Here is a 16,878-nt window from a genome sequence, read left to right on the forward strand (position 1 = left end):
CGCAGACCTCCTGATCGACCCGGTACGACGGTGGGCTGGGAGTTTTGGGGGTGGGGGGCGGGGGTAGTTCAGGTGGTGTTGGAAGACATGCTCATACGGGAGGTTCTCATGGGGTTCGACGACAAGATCGAAAACACGACCGAGAACACCGCCGGCAAGATCAAGGAAGGTGTGGGTCGGGCGACCGACAACGAGAGGCTGGAGGCCGAGGGTCGTAACGACCAGGCCAAGTCCAGCCTCAAGCAGGCCGCCGAGAAGGTCAAGGACGCCTTCAAGAGCTGATCCACGCCCTTCCGCACGCCGGACCGACACGTCGGTCCGGCGTGCGGCGTGTCGGGGGTGCGCCGCCGGCCCGCCGGGTCGTACGGCATCGTGTCCGGGGTACCGCCGCCACATCGAAACGGGGAAGTCGATGCACCGCAGCTCCGCCACCGCGTTCACCCTCGCCCTCCTCGTCGTCCTCGCCGCGGGTTGTGCGGACGACGAGCCCGACGCCGCCTCCGGCCCGTCGGCGGGTGCCACCGTCGCCGGCAGCGGGGAGGCCACGCCCGACTCGGTGACCCCCACCCCCACGGCCACGGCCAGCCCGACCACGGGCAGCGCGCTGAACACCGCGCAGGTCTGTCGCGCCGTGGACCAGTTGATCATCGACGGCAGCCGGCAGATCGTCGCCGACTCGACCGCGGCGACCCGCGAGGAACTCACCCCGGAACAGCTCAACGGCAAACTCAAGGGGCGGTTGAGCCGGCTCGCCGACGACGTGCGCGGGCAGGCCCGCCGGGCACAGGACGCGCGGATCAGGAAGCTGATCGACGACACCGCCGCGAAGATCGACGACGGGGCGGCCACCAAGAGCCCGGCGAGCTGGATGGGCAAGGAGTTCGTCGACATCCCGCCCCGGCTCACCCGCGACTGCCACGCCTGAGCACACCTGGCGGCCGGCCGGTGGGTCAGCGTCGGCCGGGCAGTGGCCGGTTCGCCGGGGCGTCGCCGGCCAGCGAGGCCCGGTCGGCGGCGGAGGTGCCGGACTGCCACCCCTCGGCGTCCCGCACGTTCAGCCGGGCCCGGGTGACACCGGGGAAGAGGGTGTCCATCCGTTCGCGTACCGCGTCGGAACGGGCGGCGAGCACCGGTAGCAGCCGGTCCGGCCCGGCGGCCGCCGTCGCCTGCCGGTTCGCCTCCTCGGCCGCGGCCCGCAGCCGTTCGCCGATCCGCTGGGCGAACGCGTGCAGGAACGCCTCGTCGTAGGCCCTGGTACGCCGGCCGCCGCCCCGGCGTTCCCGGCGTCCGCGCAGCATCGCGGCGGTGGCCTGCACCAGCAGCGAGGTGTGCAGCAGTTCCACGGCCGCCAGATCGGCGGGGAAGCCGAGCACGGTGGCGAAGCCGAGGTCGTCCGACCAGACCGACTCGCACCGGTTCGCCGTCGCCACCTCCTGCACCAGCAGCGCCTTCGCCCCCGCGTACGGCGCGTCGGTGCCGATCCGGATCCCGCCGGGCCGGTCCGGGTGGGCGGCATCGGCCTCGACCAGCGCCCGTTCCAGACTGTGCCGGGCGATCAACTCCTGGGCCTTGCCGGTGAACGCCTCCGCCTCGGCGGGGAAGGTGGTGGACTCCGCCTTGGCCAGCAGCGCCCGTACCCGGTCGAGGACGCGGGATCCGCTCGGCCCGGAGCCGGTCGCACCGCCGGAGCCGCCGGGCGGCGGGCGGAGTACCGCGACCGGCGGCAGTCCGGCCAGCAGCGCCAGCACCTCGACCGCGTCACGCACAGCGGTGATCCGGTCCACTCCCTCCCGGCCCGCCCAGCCGACCAGCCACCCGGTGTCGTCGTCGGCACGGAGCCGGACGTCCAGGTCGGCCAACTGGTCGTCCCACCACTGCGGCACCGGCCCGGGCTGGGCCGCGCGGTCGACGGCGAGCGCGTCGGCCAGCAGCCGCCCGGGGCGTACGCCGAGCCGGCGGGTCACGATCCGGGCCACGTCGGTCGGCTGCCAGCCACGCGGCCAGAGCCGGTTCAGGGCGGTGACCAGCCGGCCGCGCAGCGCGGCGTCCACCGCCGCCGGGCCGTCGGCGGTGTCCGGGCGGCCGTCGTCGCGGACCCGCGCCGGGCCGCCGCCGACCACCAGCAGGTCCAGCTTGCGCTCCGCGTCGCGTACGTCGGTACCGCGCACCGCCGCGACCGCGGCGGTGACGAGGGCGTCGGCGTCCACGGGGTTCCTTCCTCGGAACGGGCGACCGGGTGATGTCCGGATCGTCGGGAGTGTCTGCCCGGCAACGGTACCCGTACCCGGATTGCCTACCCCCGGGACTCATCCGTTCGGCCCTCCCGCCCGTACTCCTGCCCGGAGTGGACCGAGGTGGACGGGGAGGCGAACGGTGAGCACCCTGACGGTGAGCGAGGCCGCCGACCGGGGCAGGCACCGGGGACGCCGCCGGGGCGCCACCCCGGCGGGTGTGCTGACGGCGGTGCTGGTGGCGGCCGGGCTGGCCGCCGGTGGCGCGGTGGTGGCCCAGCGGCAGGGCGTCGACCTGGGGGCACTCGTCGGTGACGTACGCCGGGAACCGGTGCGTCCGGCCGCCGCCGGGGTGCCGCCGGCACCGGGCCGGGGGGAGGCCCCTGCCCCTGCCGCGGCCGGGTCGCCCGAGCCCGCGCCGGCGGTGCGCTACCCGCAGCGCGGCACCGGCACCTGGCGGACGGCGACCGCCCAGGGTGCGGTCGCCGGGCGGAGCGGCCAGTTGCTGCGCTACCGGGTGGCGGTGGAGGGCGGCATCGACGACGTGGATCCCGAGCGGTTCGGCCGGGAGGTGGCGGTGGTGCTCGCCGACCGCCGCGGGTGGACCGCCGGTGGCCGGTGGCGGCTGCAACGGGTCGGTGTCGACACCCCGGCCGACTTCACCGTGCTGCTGACCACCCCGGTCACCCGGGGTGAGCTGTGCGGGGACACCTCGGACCGGTACACCTCCTGCCGCAACGGCGACCGGGTGGTGATCAACGTGGCCCGGTGGGCGCGCGGTGTGCCGGATTTCCGGGGCGATCTGGGCAGCTACCGGTCGTACGTGCTGAACCACGAGGTGGGCCACCGGCTGGGTCGGGGCCACGAGCGCTGCCCGACGGCGGGTGGACCGGCGCCGGTGATGCAGCAGCAGACCCTCGGCCTGCACGGGTGCCGGCCGAACGCCTGGCCGATGGTGGGCGGCAGCCTGTTCACCGGCCCCGCCGGGGAGTACGACGACCCCATCCCGGCCGGCGACTGAGCCGCCCGGTCCCGGTCGTCGGCTGGGCCACCCCGGGGCCGGCCCGGTCGGCGGCTGGGCCGGCCCGGGCCGGTCAGCGGCGGGGGAAGGACGCCCAGATGTTCTTGGTGCGGTCGGTGGCGTACCAGCCGACCTCCAGGGACACCGCCATGGCGATCTGGAGCCCCCGGCCGCCCGCTCCCATCGGCCTGGTGTCGGCCAGCTCGGGGATGGTGCTGAGGTCGTGGTCGGCCACGTCGAGGATGAGCGACTCGTCGATGGTGAGTAACCGGACAATAGTTGGCGGAATGCCGTGTTTGAGGGCGTTGGTGGCTAGTTCGGTGGCGACCAGGACGATCAGTTCGGGCACCTCGTCCATGCGCTGCCCGTCGAGGAGCTGCTCGCCGGTGAGGGCCTCGTGCAGGGACGCCCGCAGCGCCCGCAGGTCGGCGGGGTCGGCCAGCTCCCAGCGGCGCAGTTCGGCCGCCTGCGGCGGGGGTGGCGAGGTGAGCAGCTGTGCCATGACCCCGGTTTACCCTGCGTAGCGGTCTCCTATGCCGCTCCGGCGGGTCGGGGATCCGTCGTCGCGCACAGCCGGCGGACGCGTCGTACGACCCCGGTCCGGACCGGTCGACGCCCGCTGTGCCGGTCGTCGGCGCGGGGCCGGGGAAATGTGGTTCGGACCACTGTCGAGGGTGGTGGGCCAGGCAGGAACGGGTGGTGCTCCGCCGGTCCGCCGACTACCGGAGGAATCAGCCGGTGCCGCCCTGCCGTCAGCGCTCACGGTCGCGTAAAGTCCGCAAACTGAACGGGCCATCTCGGCGACGGAACGCCCCGGTTGCGGGTGCCCGTCCGCACGGTTGGGCGCACTCCCGCGCCGGCTCGCGGACCGCCTCAGGAAGAGCCATGACCGCCAGTACGAATGCCCCGAAGGTGACCGTCGTGGTCCCGGCGTACAACTCGGGACCGCACATCGAGAACCTCGTCACCTCGCTGCTGCGGCAGTCGCTGCCGGCCGGCGAGTTCGAGGCGGTGTTCGTCGACGACGGCTCAACCGACTCGACCGGCGCCCGGCTCGACGAGCTGGCCGCCGCCCACCCGCACTTTCGGGTGCTGCACATCGACAACTCCGGCTGGCCGTCGCGGCCCCGCAACCTCGGTGTCCAGCACGCCCGGGGCGAGTACGTCTTCTTCGCCGACGACGACGACTGGTTCGGCGAGGAGGCCCTGGAACGCCTCTACGCCTGCGCCACCGCGCACGACGCCGACCTGGTCATCGGCAAGATGGCCGGGCACCGCCGGTCGGTGCCGCGGGAGCTGTTCCGGCGCAACCGGTTCGACGCCACCCTGGAGAACGCGCCCCTCATCGACAGCCTCACCGCGCACAAGCTGTTCCGGCGGTCCTTTCTCGTCGAACACGACCTGCGCTTCCCGGAGGGCAAGCGGCGGCTGGAGGACCACGTACTGGTCACCCGGGCCTACTTCCTGTCCCGGCGCACCTGTGTGCTGGCCGACTACGTCTGCTACCACCACCAGCGGCGGACCGACGCGGGCAACGTCACCGCCACCGCGCTGGAGCCGGCCGGCTACTTCGTCAACCTCCGGGAGGCGCTCGACATCGTCGACGCCCACACCACTCCCGGCCCGCTGCGGGACCGGCTGCACCGGCGGTGGCTGCGCAACGAGATGGTGTCGCGGCTGCGCGGCCGGCGGCTGCTCGACGCGCCCGCCGACTGGGTGGACCAGCTGGTGGACGAGGCACGGGCGGTGATCCGGGACCGGTTCGCCCCGGGTGTCGCCGCCGGTCTGCCGCCGTTGCAACGGATCATCACCCGGCTGATCGAGCAGGGCCGCACGGCCGACCTGCGCCGGCTGGCCCGGTGGGAGGCGGCCGTCCGGGCCACTGCCACCGTGCAACGGGTCGAACCGGCGGGCACCACCCTGACCGTCGCCCTCACCGCCGAACTGTGTTCCGGTGACCGGCCGCTCACCCTCACCGCCGACGGTGAACAGCGGCTGCTGGTGGTCCCGGTGGACGACCTCCCGGCCGACCTGCGGGACGCGACCACGGGGGTCAAGCAGTCCCGGCTCGACGTGGTCGCCCGGCGGCGGGACACCCGGGAGGAGTTCTTCGTGCCGGTGACCGGCACGGTGGAGCTGGTCCCGTCGGACGACGACACCGTGCGGCTGGTCCAGCACGGCACCGCCCGGCTCGACGTCGGCGAGCTCAACGGGGGCCGGAGCCGGGGCACCTGGGACCTGAAGGCCCGGGTCACCAGTTGCGGCTGGACCGAGGACACCCTGCTGCCGGTGGCGTTCCGCTGCGCGGTCGACGGCGCCCCTCCGGTCGTCGTGCCGCACCCGGGCAGCCTGCGTTTCCGGCTGCGCCGGGCGGTGGCCCGCCGGGTGCCCGAGTCGATCCGGCGGGCCATCCGTCGCTGACCGGTCCGGCGGGCCATCCGTCGCTGACCGGTCCGGCGGACCGGCCCTCGCCGACCGGTCCGGCGGACCTTCCGTCGCCGACCGGTCCGGCGGGCCAGCCACCGACCCGGACCGCCCGCGGCGGGACCGGCGTCGTCGTGACCACCCTCACCGGGACCGGCGTCGCCGCGACCACCCTCACCGCCCCGGCACCGCCGTGAGCACCGTCACCGCCCCGGACGGCCGGCGTGAAGAACGCGTCAAGAAACCGTGCTGGCCCGTCACGGTCGCGTTATGGACCCTGCCCCCACCGACGACGGCGCGTTGTGATTGCCCGGCGTGGCCGGAAGGCGGTCACGACGTACGCGTCCGTTGAGGGAGTCCGCGTGTCTGACGTGGTGTTCGTGCTGGTGACGGTGGTGCTGTTCGCGGCGCTCGCCCTCGTGGTGAGGGGCGTGGAGAAGCGGTGAACGCCGTCAACGCCGTCGGCCTGGTGCTGGCGATCGGTCTGGGTGTGTTCATGGTCGTCGCGCTGCTGTTCCCGGAGCGCTTCTGATGACCACGAGGACAGCCGGCATCATTTTCGTGTTGTCCCTGGTGGTCGCGCTCGCCGTCGCGTACCGCCCGGTCGGCGACCACCTGTACCGGTCGGTCGCCGGCACCCGCCAGTCCCGGGTGGAGCGTGGGGTGTTCCGGCTGGTCGGGGTGAACCCGGCCGCCGAACAGTCGTGGGGCGTCTACGCCCGGAGCGTGCTGGCCTTCTCCGCCGTCTCGGTGCTGTTCCTCTACGCCCTCCAGCGGTGGCAGAACCACCTGTGGCTGTCGCTGGGCTTCGACCCGGTGGTCCCGCACGGGGCCTGGAACACCGCGGTGTCCTTCGTGACCAACACGAACTGGCAGTGGTATTCGGGCGAGTCGACCATGGGGCACCTGGTGCAGATGGCCGGGCTGGCGGTGCAGAACTTCCTCTCCGCCGCGGTGGGTATCGCGGTGGCGGTGGCCCTGGTCCGGGGGTTCGCCCGCAGCCGTACCGGCGAGCTGGGCAACTTCTGGGTCGACCTGGTGCGGATCACGCTGCGGATCCTGCTGCCGGTCGCGGTGCTCGGCGCGCTGGTGCTGATGCTCGGCGGCGTGGTCCAGAACCTCTCCGCCGGCACCGACGTGACCACCCTGACCGGCGGCGGGCAGACCGTCCCCGGCGGGCCGGTGGCCAGCCAGGAGGTGATCAAGGAGTTGGGCACCAACGGCGGTGGCTTCTACAACGCCAACAGCGCCCACCCGTTCGAGAACCCCACCGCCTGGACGAACTGGGTCGAGCTGTTCCTGATCCTGCTGATCCCGTTCAGCCTGCCCCGGGTCCTCGGCCGGATGGTCGGGCAGCAGCGGCAGGGCTACGCCGTCGTCGCGGTGATGGCCGTCCTGGCGCTCGGCAGCGTCGCCCTCACCACCGGCTTCGAGTTGGCCGGGCAGGGCACCGTGCCGCAGGCGGTCGGCGCGGCGCTGGAGGGTAAGGAGGTCCGCTTCGGCGTGTCGGACTCGGCGACGTTCGGGGCGGTCACCACGCTGACCTCGACCGGTGCGGTCAACTCCTTCCACGACTCGTACACCGCGCTGGGCGGAATGATGACGCTGGGCAACATGATGCTCGGCGAGGTCGCCCCCGGCGGGGTCGGCGCGGGCCTGTACGGGCTGCTGGTCCTCGCGGTGATCACGGTGTTCGTCGCCGGCCTGATGGTCGGCCGGACGCCGGAGTACCTGGGCAAGAAGATCGGCACCCGGGAGATCACCTTCGCCTCGCTGTACTTCCTGGTCACCCCGGCCCTGGTGCTGGCGGGAACCGCCACCGCCTTCGCCACCGGCAACGACGCGACCGCGCTGAACACCGGCCCGCACGGCCTGACCGAGGTGCTCTACGCGTTCACCTCGGCGAGCAACAACAACGGCTCGGCGTTCGCCGGGATCACCGTGAACACCGCGTGGTGGAATACCGCGCTGGGCCTGTGCATGCTGCTGGGCCGGTTCCTGCCGATCATCTTCGTGCTCGCCCTGGCCGGCTCGCTCGCCCGCCAGGCACCCGTCCCCGCCTCCGAGGGCACCCTGCCGACGCACCGACCGCTCTTCGTCGGGATGGTCGTCGGCGTCACGGTGGTCCTGGTGGCGCTCACCTTCCTGCCCGCGCTCGCGCTCGGCCCGTTGGCCGAAGGGTTGTGACCCGTATGAGGAACAACGAGGACATGTCCGTTGCGTCCGTGACCACCGACGACGACCGGCCCGCCGTCGACAACCCCGCCGTCGACAACCCCGCCCGCCGGGCCGGTGGCGGCCTGCTCGACCCTCGGCAACTGGTCAGGTCGCTGCCCGGGGCGCTGCGCAAGCTCGACCCGCGCACCCTGTGGCGTAGCCCGGTGCTGCTGATCGTGGCGATCGGCGCGGTCTTCACCACCGTCCTGGCGGTCGCCGACCCGTCGGTGTTCGGCTGGGCGATCACCGGCTGGCTCTGGCTCACCGTGATCTTCGCCAACCTGGCCGAGGCGGTCGCCGAGGGTCGGGGCAAGGCGCAGGCCGCCTCGCTGCGGCGGGCCAAGCGGGACACCATCGCCACCCGCCTGATCGGCTGGGCACCGGGTGCCCGCGCCGACACCTACACCGACGAGGCGGTGCCCGCACCGGAGCTGCGGCAGGGGGACGTCGTCCTGGTGAGCGCCGGCGGGATCATCCCCGGCGACGGCGACGTCGTCGAGGGCATCGCCAGCGTCGACGAGTCCGCGATCACCGGCGAGTCCGCCCCGGTGATCCGGGAGTCCGGCGGCGACCGCAGCGCCGTCACCGGCGGCACCCGGGTGCTCTCCGACCGGATCGTCGTGCGGATCACCCAGCGGCCGGGGGAGAGCTTCATCGACCGGATGATCGCCCTGGTCGAGGGGGCCGACCGGCAGAAGACACCGAACGAGATCGCACTGAACATCCTGCTCGCCGCGCTCACCCTGATCTTCCTGCTGGCCGTGGTCACCCTCCAACCGCTGGCGATCTTCGCCAAGGGCTGGCAGGCCGCCGCCCCGGACACCGGGGCGGTCACCGGCACCGGGGTGACCGGGGTGGTGCTGGTGTCCCTGCTGGTCTGCCTGATCCCCACCACCATCGGCGCGCTGCTGTCGGCGATCGGCATCGCCGGGATGGACCGCCTCGTGCAGCGCAACGTGCTCGCGATGAGCGGCCGGGCGGTGGAGGCGGCGGGGGACGTCAGCACCCTGCTGCTCGACAAGACCGGCACGATCACCCTGGGCAACCGGCAGGCCACCGCGTTCCTGCCGGTCGAGGGGGTCACCGCCGGCGAGGTGGCCGCCGCCGCGCGGCTTTCCAGCCTCGCCGACGAGACGCCCGAGGGGCGGTCGGTGGTGTCGCTGGCCACGCGGGTCGACCCGGGTGCGCCGGAGCCGGACCCGCCGTCGTACGCCGACTTCGTGCCGTTCACCGCGCAGACCCGGATGAGCGGCGTCGACCTGACCCCGGAGGCCGCGCCGGCCCGCCAGGTCCGCAAGGGCGCGGCGACGGCGGTGCTGACCTGGATACGGGAGCACGGCGGCGAGCCGGGCGGCGGGACCGACCGGATCGTCGACGGGATCAGCGGAGACGGCGGCACCCCGCTGGTGGTGGCCGAACACGTGGCCGGGGAGCCGGCCCGGGTGCTCGGCGTCATCCACCTCAAGGACGTGGTGAAGGCCGGGATGCGGGAGCGGTTCACCGAGCTGCGCCGGATGGGCATCCGGACCGTGATGGTCACCGGTGACAACCCGCGTACCGCGCAGGCGATCGCCGACGAGGCCGGGGTGGACGACTTCCTCGCCGAGGCCACCCCGGAGGACAAGCTCGCCCTGATCCGCCGGGAACAGGAGGGTGGCCGGCTGGTCGCGATGACCGGGGACGGCACCAACGACGCCCCCGCCCTGGCCCAGGCCGACGTCGGCGTCGCGATGAACACCGGCACGTCGGCGGCGAAGGAGGCCGGCAACATGGTCGACCTGGACTCCGACCCGACCAAGCTGATCGAGATCGTCGAGATCGGCAAACAGTTGCTGATCACCCGGGGCGCGCTGACCACCTTCAGCATCGCCAACGACGTGGCGAAGTACTTCGCGATCATCCCGGCCATGTTCGCCGGCATCTACCCGGCCCTGGACACGCTGAACGTCATGCGGCTGGCCAGCCCGGAATCGGCGATCCTGTCCGCCGTCATCTTCAACGCCCTGGTTATCGTCGCGCTCGTCCCGCTGGCCCTGCGCGGCGTGCGGTACCGGCCGGCCGCCGCGTCGACGCTGCTCGGCCGCAACCTGCTGGTCTACGGCGTCGGCGGCCTCGTCGCGCCGTTCCTCGGCATCAAGCTCATCGACCTGCTCGTCCAGTTCGTCCCGGGGGTCTCGTGATGCGCCCACCTGCCTGGCTCGCCACCCACCTCGCCGCGCTGCGCGCCCTGCTCGTGTTCACCGTGCTGCTCGGGGTGGCCTACCCGCTCGCTCTGGTCGCCGTCGGTAGGCTCCCCGGCCCCGACGCGAAGGCGGACGGTTCGCTGCTGACCGTGGACGGCCGCAGCGTCGGCAGCGCCCTGGTCGGGCAGTCCTTCACCGACGCCGACGGCGACCCCGTCCCGCGCTACTTCCAGTCCCGCCCCTCGGCGGCCGGCGACGGCTACGACCCGACCGCCTCCGCCGCCTCGAACCTCGGCCCGGAGAGCGTGCTGGACACCCTCGCCGTCGACCCGGAGGACTCGACCCGGAGCCTGCTCAGCCAGGTCTGCGCCCGCAGCCTGGCGGTCGGTGCCCTCGACGGCGTGGACGGCCGGCGGCCGTACTGCACGCCGGACGGGGTGGGGGCGGTGCTGGCGGTGTTCCGCGCCGACGGGCTGACCGGCCCGGTCACCCGGGTGGTCAGCGTCAACCAGACCGCCCCGGCCACCCCGTTCGTCTCCTCCTGGCTGGGGGTGCCGGTGGAGCTGGCGCAGCCCGGCGAGGACTACCGGGCGGCCGGTGGACTGGTCACCCCGGTCCGGGGGGACGCCCCGGAGCACCCCGCCGTCCCCGCCGACGCGGTCACCGCCAGCGGCAGCGGCCTCGACCCGCACATCAGTCCGGCGTACGCCGGAATCCAGGTGGCCCGGGTGGCGCGGGCGCGGGGCGCCGACCCGGCGGTGGTCCGGCGGCTGGTCCGGGAGCACACCACCGGTCGGACGCTCGGCTTCATGGGCGCCCCCGCGGTGAACGTGCTGGAGCTGAACGTGGCCCTCGACCGGACCCTTCCCGTGCGCTGAGCCGCCCGACGCGGGTGGGACGTCACCCCCGCCCGCGTCGGACGGTCGGAGCGGGGCGCTGTGGCGGACCGGGGCCGGTCGACAGATCGGCGGAGCCGGCGGTCGCGCCCCCGGGGCGGTACGCCTAGCGAGAGGATGGTCCCGTGCCCCGAGGTGAACTGCGTATCTACCTGGGTGCCGCCCCGGGCGTCGGCAAGACGTACGCCATGCTGGAGGAGGCCCGGCGGCGTGCCGGGCGCGGCACCGACGTGGTGGTCGGCCTGGTGGAGACGCACGGGCGACCACACACCGCCGCGATGATCGGTGACCTGCCGGTGCTGCCTCGCCGTACGCTGCGGCACCGGGGCACCGAGTTCACCGAGCTGGACCTCGACGCTGTGCTGGCCCGCCGCCCGGAGCTGGTGGTGGTCGACGAGCTGGCCCACACCAACGTGCCCGGCTCCCGGCACGACAAGCGCTGGCAGGACGTCGAGGAACTGCTCGACGCGGGCATCTCGGTGCTGTCGACTGTCAACGTCCAGCACCTGGAGTCGATCAACGACGTGGTGGCCCGGATCACCGGCACCACCCAGCGGGAGACCGTCCCCGACGCGGTCGTCCGCGCCGCCGGGCAGGTCGAACTCGTCGACATGACCCCGGAGGCGCTACGCCGCCGGATGGCGCACGGCAACATCTACCGGCCGGACCGGATCGACGCGGCGCTGGGCAACTACTTCCGGGTCGGCAACCTCACCGCACTGCGCGAGCTGGCCCTGCTCTGGCTGGCCGACAAGGTCGACGACCAGCTCGACCGGTACCGGGCGCAGCAGGGCATCTCGGCCACCTGGGAGGCCCGGGAACGGGTCGTGGTCGCCCTCACCGGCGGCCCGGAGGGGGAGACGCTGATCCGCCGGGCCGCCCGGATCGCCGCCCGGAGCAAGGGGGCCGACCTGCTCGCCGTGCACGTGGCCCGTAACGACGGGTTGACCGGCGTGGACCCGGCCCAGCTCGCCCGGCAGCGGGTCCTGGTGGAGAGCCTCGGCGGCAGCTACCACCAGGTGCTCGGCGGGGACGTGCCGGCCGCCCTGCTCGACTTCGCCCGGGGCGTCAACGCCACCCAACTGGTGCTCGGAGCGAGCCGGCGTGGCCGGTTCGCCCAGCTGTTCGCCCGGGGTGTCGGCGTCACCACCACGGCCCGCTCCGGGGCGATCGACGTGCACCTGGTCACCCACCCGCAGGCCGGGCGGGGCCGGCGCGGGGCCGGGATGCCCGCCGCGCTGTCGCGTCGGCGTCGGCTGCTCGGGTTCGCTCTCGCCGGTCTGGGCCTGCCGCTGCTCACCCTGCTGCTGTCGGTGCTGCCGGACCTCACCCTGACCAACGACATCCTGATCTTCCTGGCCGCGGTCGTCGGGGTGGCGCTGGTCGGTGGGCTGTGGCCGGCGCTGGTCGCCGCGCTCGGCGGATCGTTGCTGCTGAACTGGTTCTTCACCCCGCCGTACCGCACGCTCACCATCGCCGAGGCGGACAACCTGCTCGCGCTGGGCGTCTTCGTCGCGGTGGCGGTCGCGGTGAGCGGGGTGGTGGACGTGGCGGCCCGGCGTACCCGGGAAGCGGCCCGCGCCGCCGCCGACGCGCAGACCCTGGCCACCGTCGCCGGCAGCGTGCTGCGTGGCGAACGACCGCTGCCGGCGCTGCTGGACCGGCTGCGGGAGACCTTCGCGCTGCGCGCGGTCAGCGTGCTGGAACTCGACCCCGACGCACGGGGGCGGCCCGGCCGGACCCACGAGGAGGCTGCCTGGCGTCGGGTCGCCAGCGTCGGCGTGGACCCGGCGGGCAGCCCCGGCGCGGGGGAGACCATTGTGCCGGTCGACGAGCGGCTGACCGTGGTGCTCAGTGGCCGCCGGCTGGAGGCCGCCGACCGGCGCATCGTCGAGGCGTTCGCCGCCCAGGCCGCCGTCGCGCTGCGTCAGGAACGGCTCGCCGAGGAGGCGGCCACCGCCCGGCCGCTCGCCGAGGCCGACCGGCTGCGCACCGCGCTGCTCGCCGCCGTCAGCCACGACCTGCGTACCCCGCTGGCCTCGGCGAAGGCCGCGGTGAGCAGCCTACGCAGCCCGGACGTCGACTTCGACCCGGAGGACCGGGCGGAGCTGCTCGCCACCGCCGACGAGTCGCTGGACCGGCTCGGCCGGCTGGTGGCGAACCTGCTCGACATGAGCCGGTTGCAGGCCGGCGCGCTGGGGGTCACCCGCGCCGCGGTCGGCCTGGAGGACGCCGTACCGCTGGCCCTGGACGAGTTGGGACCGGCCGCCGCCGACGTGCGGACCGACATCCCCGCCGACCTGCCGGCGGTCGACGCCGACCCGGGGCTGCTGGAACGGGTGCTGGTCAACGTCGTCGCGAACGCCCTGCGGCACAGCCCGCCGGGACGACCGCCCACGATCACCGCCAGCACCCACGCCGGGCAGGTGGAACTCCGGGTCGTCGACACCGGCCCCGGCATCCCCGAAGACCGCTGGGAACACGTCTTCCTGCCGTTCCAGCGGCTCGGCGACCGGGACAACCGGACCGGGGTGGGGCTCGGGCTGGCGCTGTCCCGGGGGCTGGCCGAGGCGATGGGTGGCAGCATCACCCCGGAGACCACCCCCGGTGGGGGACTGACCATGGTGCTGCGGCTGCCCGCCGCCGACGAGAGGCCGGACCGGTGACCCGCATCCTGGTCGTCGACGACGAACCGCAGATCCTCCGCGCACTGCGGATCAACCTGCGCGCCCGGGGGTACGACGTCGAGGTCGCCGGGACCGGCACGGCCGCGCTGAAGGCCGCCGCCAGCCACCCGCCGGACCTGGTGGTGCTCGACCTGGGCCTGCCCGACCTCGACGGTGTGGAGGTCATCCGGGGCCTGCGCGGCTGGACCACGATCCCGGTCATCGTGCTCTCCGGCCGGGCCGGCAGCGCGGACAAGGTCGCCGCCCTCGACGCCGGTGCCGACGACTACGTGACCAAGCCGTTCGGGGTGGACGAACTCCTCGCCCGGATCCGTGCCGTCACCCGCCGCCTCACCGCCGCGCCGGTCGACGCGACGGCGACCGCCCGGGTGGGGCGGCACACCGTCGACCTCGCCACCCGTACCGTCACCCGGGACGACGGCTCCGAGATCCGGCTCACCCCCACCCAGTGGGCGGTGCTGGAACGGCTGCTGCGCCACCCCGGGAAGCTGATCAGCCAACGCCAGCTCCTGCACGAGGTGTGGGGGCCGGAGTACCAGCAGGAGACCAACTACCTGCGGCAGTACCTGGCGCAGTTGCGGCGGAAGCTGGAGGACGACCCGGCCCGGCCCCGGCACCTGATCACCGAGCCGGGCATGGGCTACCGCTACCGCCCCTGACCGGTCGCGCCGCCCTCAGGCCGCGCCCCGGCCGAGAGCCTCGGCAGCCACCGCCCCGACGACCACCAGGCCGTCGGTGTTGCTCTTGCGGCTCGACCCCCTGATCACCATCATGGCCGACACCAGGTTGCCCCGGGCGAGGAAGGCCTCGCAGGCGACGAAGTCCGTTCCGCTGGCCCGCTCCGTGCGGTAGCAGTACCCGTAGCGGGCCTCCGTGCCCGGGTAACTCGGCAGGGTCGCCGGCCCGAGGATGTCGATCGACTCGTCCTCCGACTTGTACTTCTTGCAACTGCCGACCGCCTCCTTCACCTGGGCCAGCACGGTGGTCCCGGGGACGGTGTACGCGTGGGTGGTGTTGTTCACCCACAGTCCGTCAGCGGACCAGGTGCGGGAATGGCTGGCGTGCACCTGGCCGGCATCGGCCGCGATGTTCCGGCCGCACACGTCGGTGACCCAGAAAGTCTCCTTCTCGTCCCGCGACGGTTTACGCGCACCTCCGACCGCGACCAGACCCCCCGGGGCGATCAGCGCGGCGGTCGCCTGCTTCTGCAACGCCGGCAGATCCGGCACGACGGCGGTCGGAGTCGGGGACGCCGAAGTCGTGCCGGTCACGGTCGTCGGCGTCGCGCTCGACGGGGACGACGCCGCCGGATCGCTCCCACCGCAGCCGGTGATCAGGAGGGCGACGCCGCCGAGGACGGCGGTGGCCCACCGTGGGCGTGCTGGGGACATGGAGCGCTCCTGTCAGTCGTCGCGAAGGCAGCATCGTACGAAGACATCACCGAGCGCCGCTGTCCCCTATCCGAGGCTGAGCCCGATCGCCAGGGCGACGACGGCGAGCAGCGGGGGGACGAGCTGCTTGAGCGCGGCGCTGGCCTTCGACGGTGCCGAGACCAGCAGCACCAGACCGGCGGCGACCATCGACCCGGCGCCGACGAAGACCAGCGTCGCGCCGACGGTGTGCGCGCCCACGGCGTACGCGACGATGCCGACGACGACCGCGACGGCCAGGAACAGGTTGTAGAAGCCCTGGTTGAAGGCGAGCTGCCGGGTCACCTCCGCCTCCTCGCGGCTGGTGCCGAAGACCGCGCGGGCGCGGGCGCTGGTCCAGACGACGGACTCCAGGTAGAAGATGTAGACGTGGATGAGGCCGGCGATGCCGGCCAGGACGAGCCCTGTGACGACCACGACCCTGCCTCCTCGGTTCGCGCGGAACGGAGATGTCCGCCACCGTCATTCTTCCTGTCCGCCGTGCCCCCGAATCAGGTGGTGGCGGGTTTCCCGTGCGCCTCCTACGGTGGGGGAGACGTGGGGGAGGTTCAGGTTGCTCGACGCGGGTGACGCGGTGCGTCGGCTCCAGCTCACCGCACCCCGCAGCGGGCCGGACGACCTGCCCCTGCTGGTGAACCGGGCTGCGCCGGCCCTGGCCGCCACCGAGATCGTGATCTACCTGGCGGACTACCAGCAGGCCAGCCTGGTGCCGATGCTCGGTGCCGGTCTCGACCGCGGCGAACTGTCGATCGAGACGACCCTCGCCGGTCGGGCGTTCACCGGGCTCGACGTGCAGCGGGCACCCGACAACCCGGACCGGGTCTGGGTGCCGCTGCTCGTCGGGTGCGAGCGGATGGGTGTGCTGGAGATCGTCTCGCCGGCCGCCGGGGAGCGGGCCATCGACGAGCCGGCCCGGGAGCTGGCGACCTGCGTCGGTCAACTGGTGGTGAACCGCCGGCCGTACGGCGACGTGGTCGAGCGGCTGCGGCGTCGGCTGCCGATGCAGGTCGCCGCCGAGATCGTCTGGGGCCTGCTGCCCCCGCTGACGTTCGCCACCGACGACATGGTGCTCACCACCATCCTCGAACCGTGCTACGACGTCGGCGGCGACATCTTCGACTACGCGCTCAACGGCGACGTGCTCAGCATCGGGCTGTTCGACACCTGCGGGCACGGCATCAGGGCGAGCACCCTGGCCTCACTCGTGGTCAGCGCCTACCGCAACGCCCGCCGGTGCGGCCTCGACCTGGTCGACACCGCCCTCAGCATCGACAAGTGGATACGTTCCGAGCATCCACACCTGTTCGCCACGGCGCTCCTGATCGAGCTGGAGCGCAGCACCGGCCGGCTCCGGGTGATCAACGCGGGACACCCGGGCGCCCTGCTGCTGCGTGACGGCAAGGCGATCCGGGAACTGCCCGGCCCGACCGCGCTCCCGCTCGGCCTGGGCCACCTGGCGACCCGCCGCCCCGAGGTGTACGCGGAGGAGCTGCACCCCGGGGACCGCATCCTCGCCTACACCGACGGCATCACCGACGCGCGGGGCGGCGACGGGGAACGGTTCGGGTTGAAGCGGCTGGTCGACTTCGTCAACCGTGCCCTCAACGACCAGCTCGCCACCCCGGAGACGATGCGCCGGCTGGTGCGCGCGGTGGTCGCCTACCAGGAGGGACAGCTCGACGACGACGCGACGGCGCTGCTGCTGGAGTGGCGTCCGTCGCGTACCCCGCTGGCCCACCTGCCCGCGGACCGACGCGAGATGGGTGGGTGACCGCCGGCTGGCCCGGCA

The 16,878-nt window shown here is 73.5% G+C and carries 15 protein-coding genes; 11 read left to right on the forward strand and 4 right to left on the reverse strand.

Annotation, left to right across the window (positions count from 1 at the left end):
• The first annotated feature begins 108 nt into the window (after window positions 1–108).
• Window positions 109–282, forward strand: a complete 174-nt coding sequence (locus tag O7612_RS03805) for a CsbD family protein (protein WP_067315243.1) — start codon at window positions 109–111, stop codon at window positions 280–282.
• A gap of 130 nt (window positions 283–412) precedes the next feature.
• Window positions 413–925, forward strand: coding sequence for a hypothetical protein (locus tag O7612_RS03810; protein WP_282270492.1), 513 nt, complete (start codon window positions 413–415; stop codon window positions 923–925).
• Between the two features lie 25 nt (window positions 926–950).
• Here the strand turns inward: O7612_RS03810 and O7612_RS03815 are convergent, their stop codons facing one another.
• A complete protein-coding gene (locus tag O7612_RS03815; RefSeq protein ID WP_282270493.1) occupies window positions 951–2,207 on the reverse strand; it encodes a DUF2786 domain-containing protein in 1,257 nt (418 codons plus the stop codon).
• 166 nt (window positions 2,208–2,373) lie between these two features.
• On the opposite strand from O7612_RS03815, the gene O7612_RS03820 reads away from it, so the two are divergent.
• Window positions 2,374–3,252 carry a DUF3152 domain-containing protein gene (locus tag O7612_RS03820; protein WP_282270494.1) on the forward strand — a complete coding sequence of 293 codons (879 nt, stop codon included), beginning with the start codon at window positions 2,374–2,376 and terminating at the stop codon, window positions 3,250–3,252.
• A 73-nt stretch (window positions 3,253–3,325) separates the two neighbouring features.
• Here the strand turns inward: O7612_RS03820 and O7612_RS03825 are convergent, their stop codons facing one another.
• Complete coding sequence (locus tag O7612_RS03825) at window positions 3,326–3,754, reverse strand: ATP-binding protein (RefSeq protein ID WP_282270496.1); 429 nt, start codon at window positions 3,752–3,754, stop codon at window positions 3,326–3,328.
• Between the two features lie 383 nt (window positions 3,755–4,137).
• Between O7612_RS03825 and O7612_RS03830 the strand changes: the two genes are divergently transcribed.
• The 7 genes from O7612_RS03830 to O7612_RS03860 all read left to right on the forward strand — a co-directional run bounded on the left by O7612_RS03830 (window position 4,138) and on the right by O7612_RS03860 (window position 14,318).
• On the forward strand, window positions 4,138–5,673 hold the full coding sequence (locus O7612_RS03830; RefSeq protein WP_282270498.1) for a glycosyltransferase family A protein: 1,536 nt from the start codon (window positions 4,138–4,140) through the stop codon (window positions 5,671–5,673).
• Window positions 5,674–6,118: 445 nt separating this feature from the next.
• A complete protein-coding gene (gene kdpF, locus O7612_RS03835) occupies window positions 6,119–6,208 on the forward strand; it encodes a K(+)-transporting ATPase subunit F (RefSeq protein ID WP_067312053.1) in 90 nt (29 codons plus the stop codon).
• On the forward strand, window positions 6,208–7,863 hold the full coding sequence (gene kdpA, locus O7612_RS03840; protein WP_282270502.1) for a potassium-transporting ATPase subunit KdpA: 1,656 nt from the start codon (window positions 6,208–6,210) through the stop codon (window positions 7,861–7,863). The genes kdpF and kdpA overlap by 1 nt, the downstream gene beginning before the upstream one ends.
• Window positions 7,864–7,886: 23 nt before the next feature.
• Entirely contained in the window at window positions 7,887–10,073 is a 2,187-nt protein-coding gene (gene kdpB, locus O7612_RS03845) for a potassium-transporting ATPase subunit KdpB (RefSeq protein ID WP_282270504.1), read from the forward strand.
• Window positions 10,073–10,954 (forward strand): potassium-transporting ATPase subunit C, encoded by an 882-nt coding sequence (locus O7612_RS03850; protein ID WP_282270506.1) that lies wholly within the window; start codon window positions 10,073–10,075, stop codon window positions 10,952–10,954. The genes kdpB and O7612_RS03850 overlap by 1 nt, the downstream gene beginning before the upstream one ends.
• Before the next feature lie 143 nt (window positions 10,955–11,097).
• On the forward strand, window positions 11,098–13,638 hold the full coding sequence (locus tag O7612_RS03855) for a DUF4118 domain-containing protein (RefSeq protein WP_282270508.1): 2,541 nt from the start codon (window positions 11,098–11,100) through the stop codon (window positions 13,636–13,638).
• The gene (locus O7612_RS03860; RefSeq protein ID WP_282270511.1) at window positions 13,635–14,318 is read left to right on the forward strand and encodes a response regulator; all 684 of its coding nucleotides are present in this window, start codon (window positions 13,635–13,637) and stop codon (window positions 14,316–14,318) included. The genes O7612_RS03855 and O7612_RS03860 overlap by 4 nt, the downstream gene beginning before the upstream one ends.
• A gap of 15 nt (window positions 14,319–14,333) precedes the next feature.
• Here the strand turns inward: O7612_RS03860 and O7612_RS03865 are convergent, their stop codons facing one another.
• Window positions 14,334–15,050, reverse strand: a complete 717-nt coding sequence (locus O7612_RS03865; RefSeq protein WP_282270513.1) for a hypothetical protein — start codon at window positions 15,048–15,050, stop codon at window positions 14,334–14,336.
• A 66-nt stretch (window positions 15,051–15,116) separates the two neighbouring features.
• A complete protein-coding gene (locus tag O7612_RS03870) occupies window positions 15,117–15,506 on the reverse strand; it encodes a DUF1304 domain-containing protein (RefSeq protein WP_282270515.1) in 390 nt (129 codons plus the stop codon).
• 136 nt (window positions 15,507–15,642) lie between these two features.
• Between O7612_RS03870 and O7612_RS03875 the strand changes: the two genes are divergently transcribed.
• Complete coding sequence (locus O7612_RS03875) at window positions 15,643–16,860, forward strand: PP2C family protein-serine/threonine phosphatase (RefSeq protein ID WP_282270517.1); 1,218 nt, start codon at window positions 15,643–15,645, stop codon at window positions 16,858–16,860.
• The last annotated feature ends 18 nt before the right edge of the window (window positions 16,861–16,878 follow it).

Origin of the sequence: Micromonospora sp. WMMD987, assembly GCF_029581435.1 — a bacterium.
GTDB lineage: Bacteria > Actinomycetota > Actinomycetes > Mycobacteriales > Micromonosporaceae > Micromonospora > Micromonospora rifamycinica.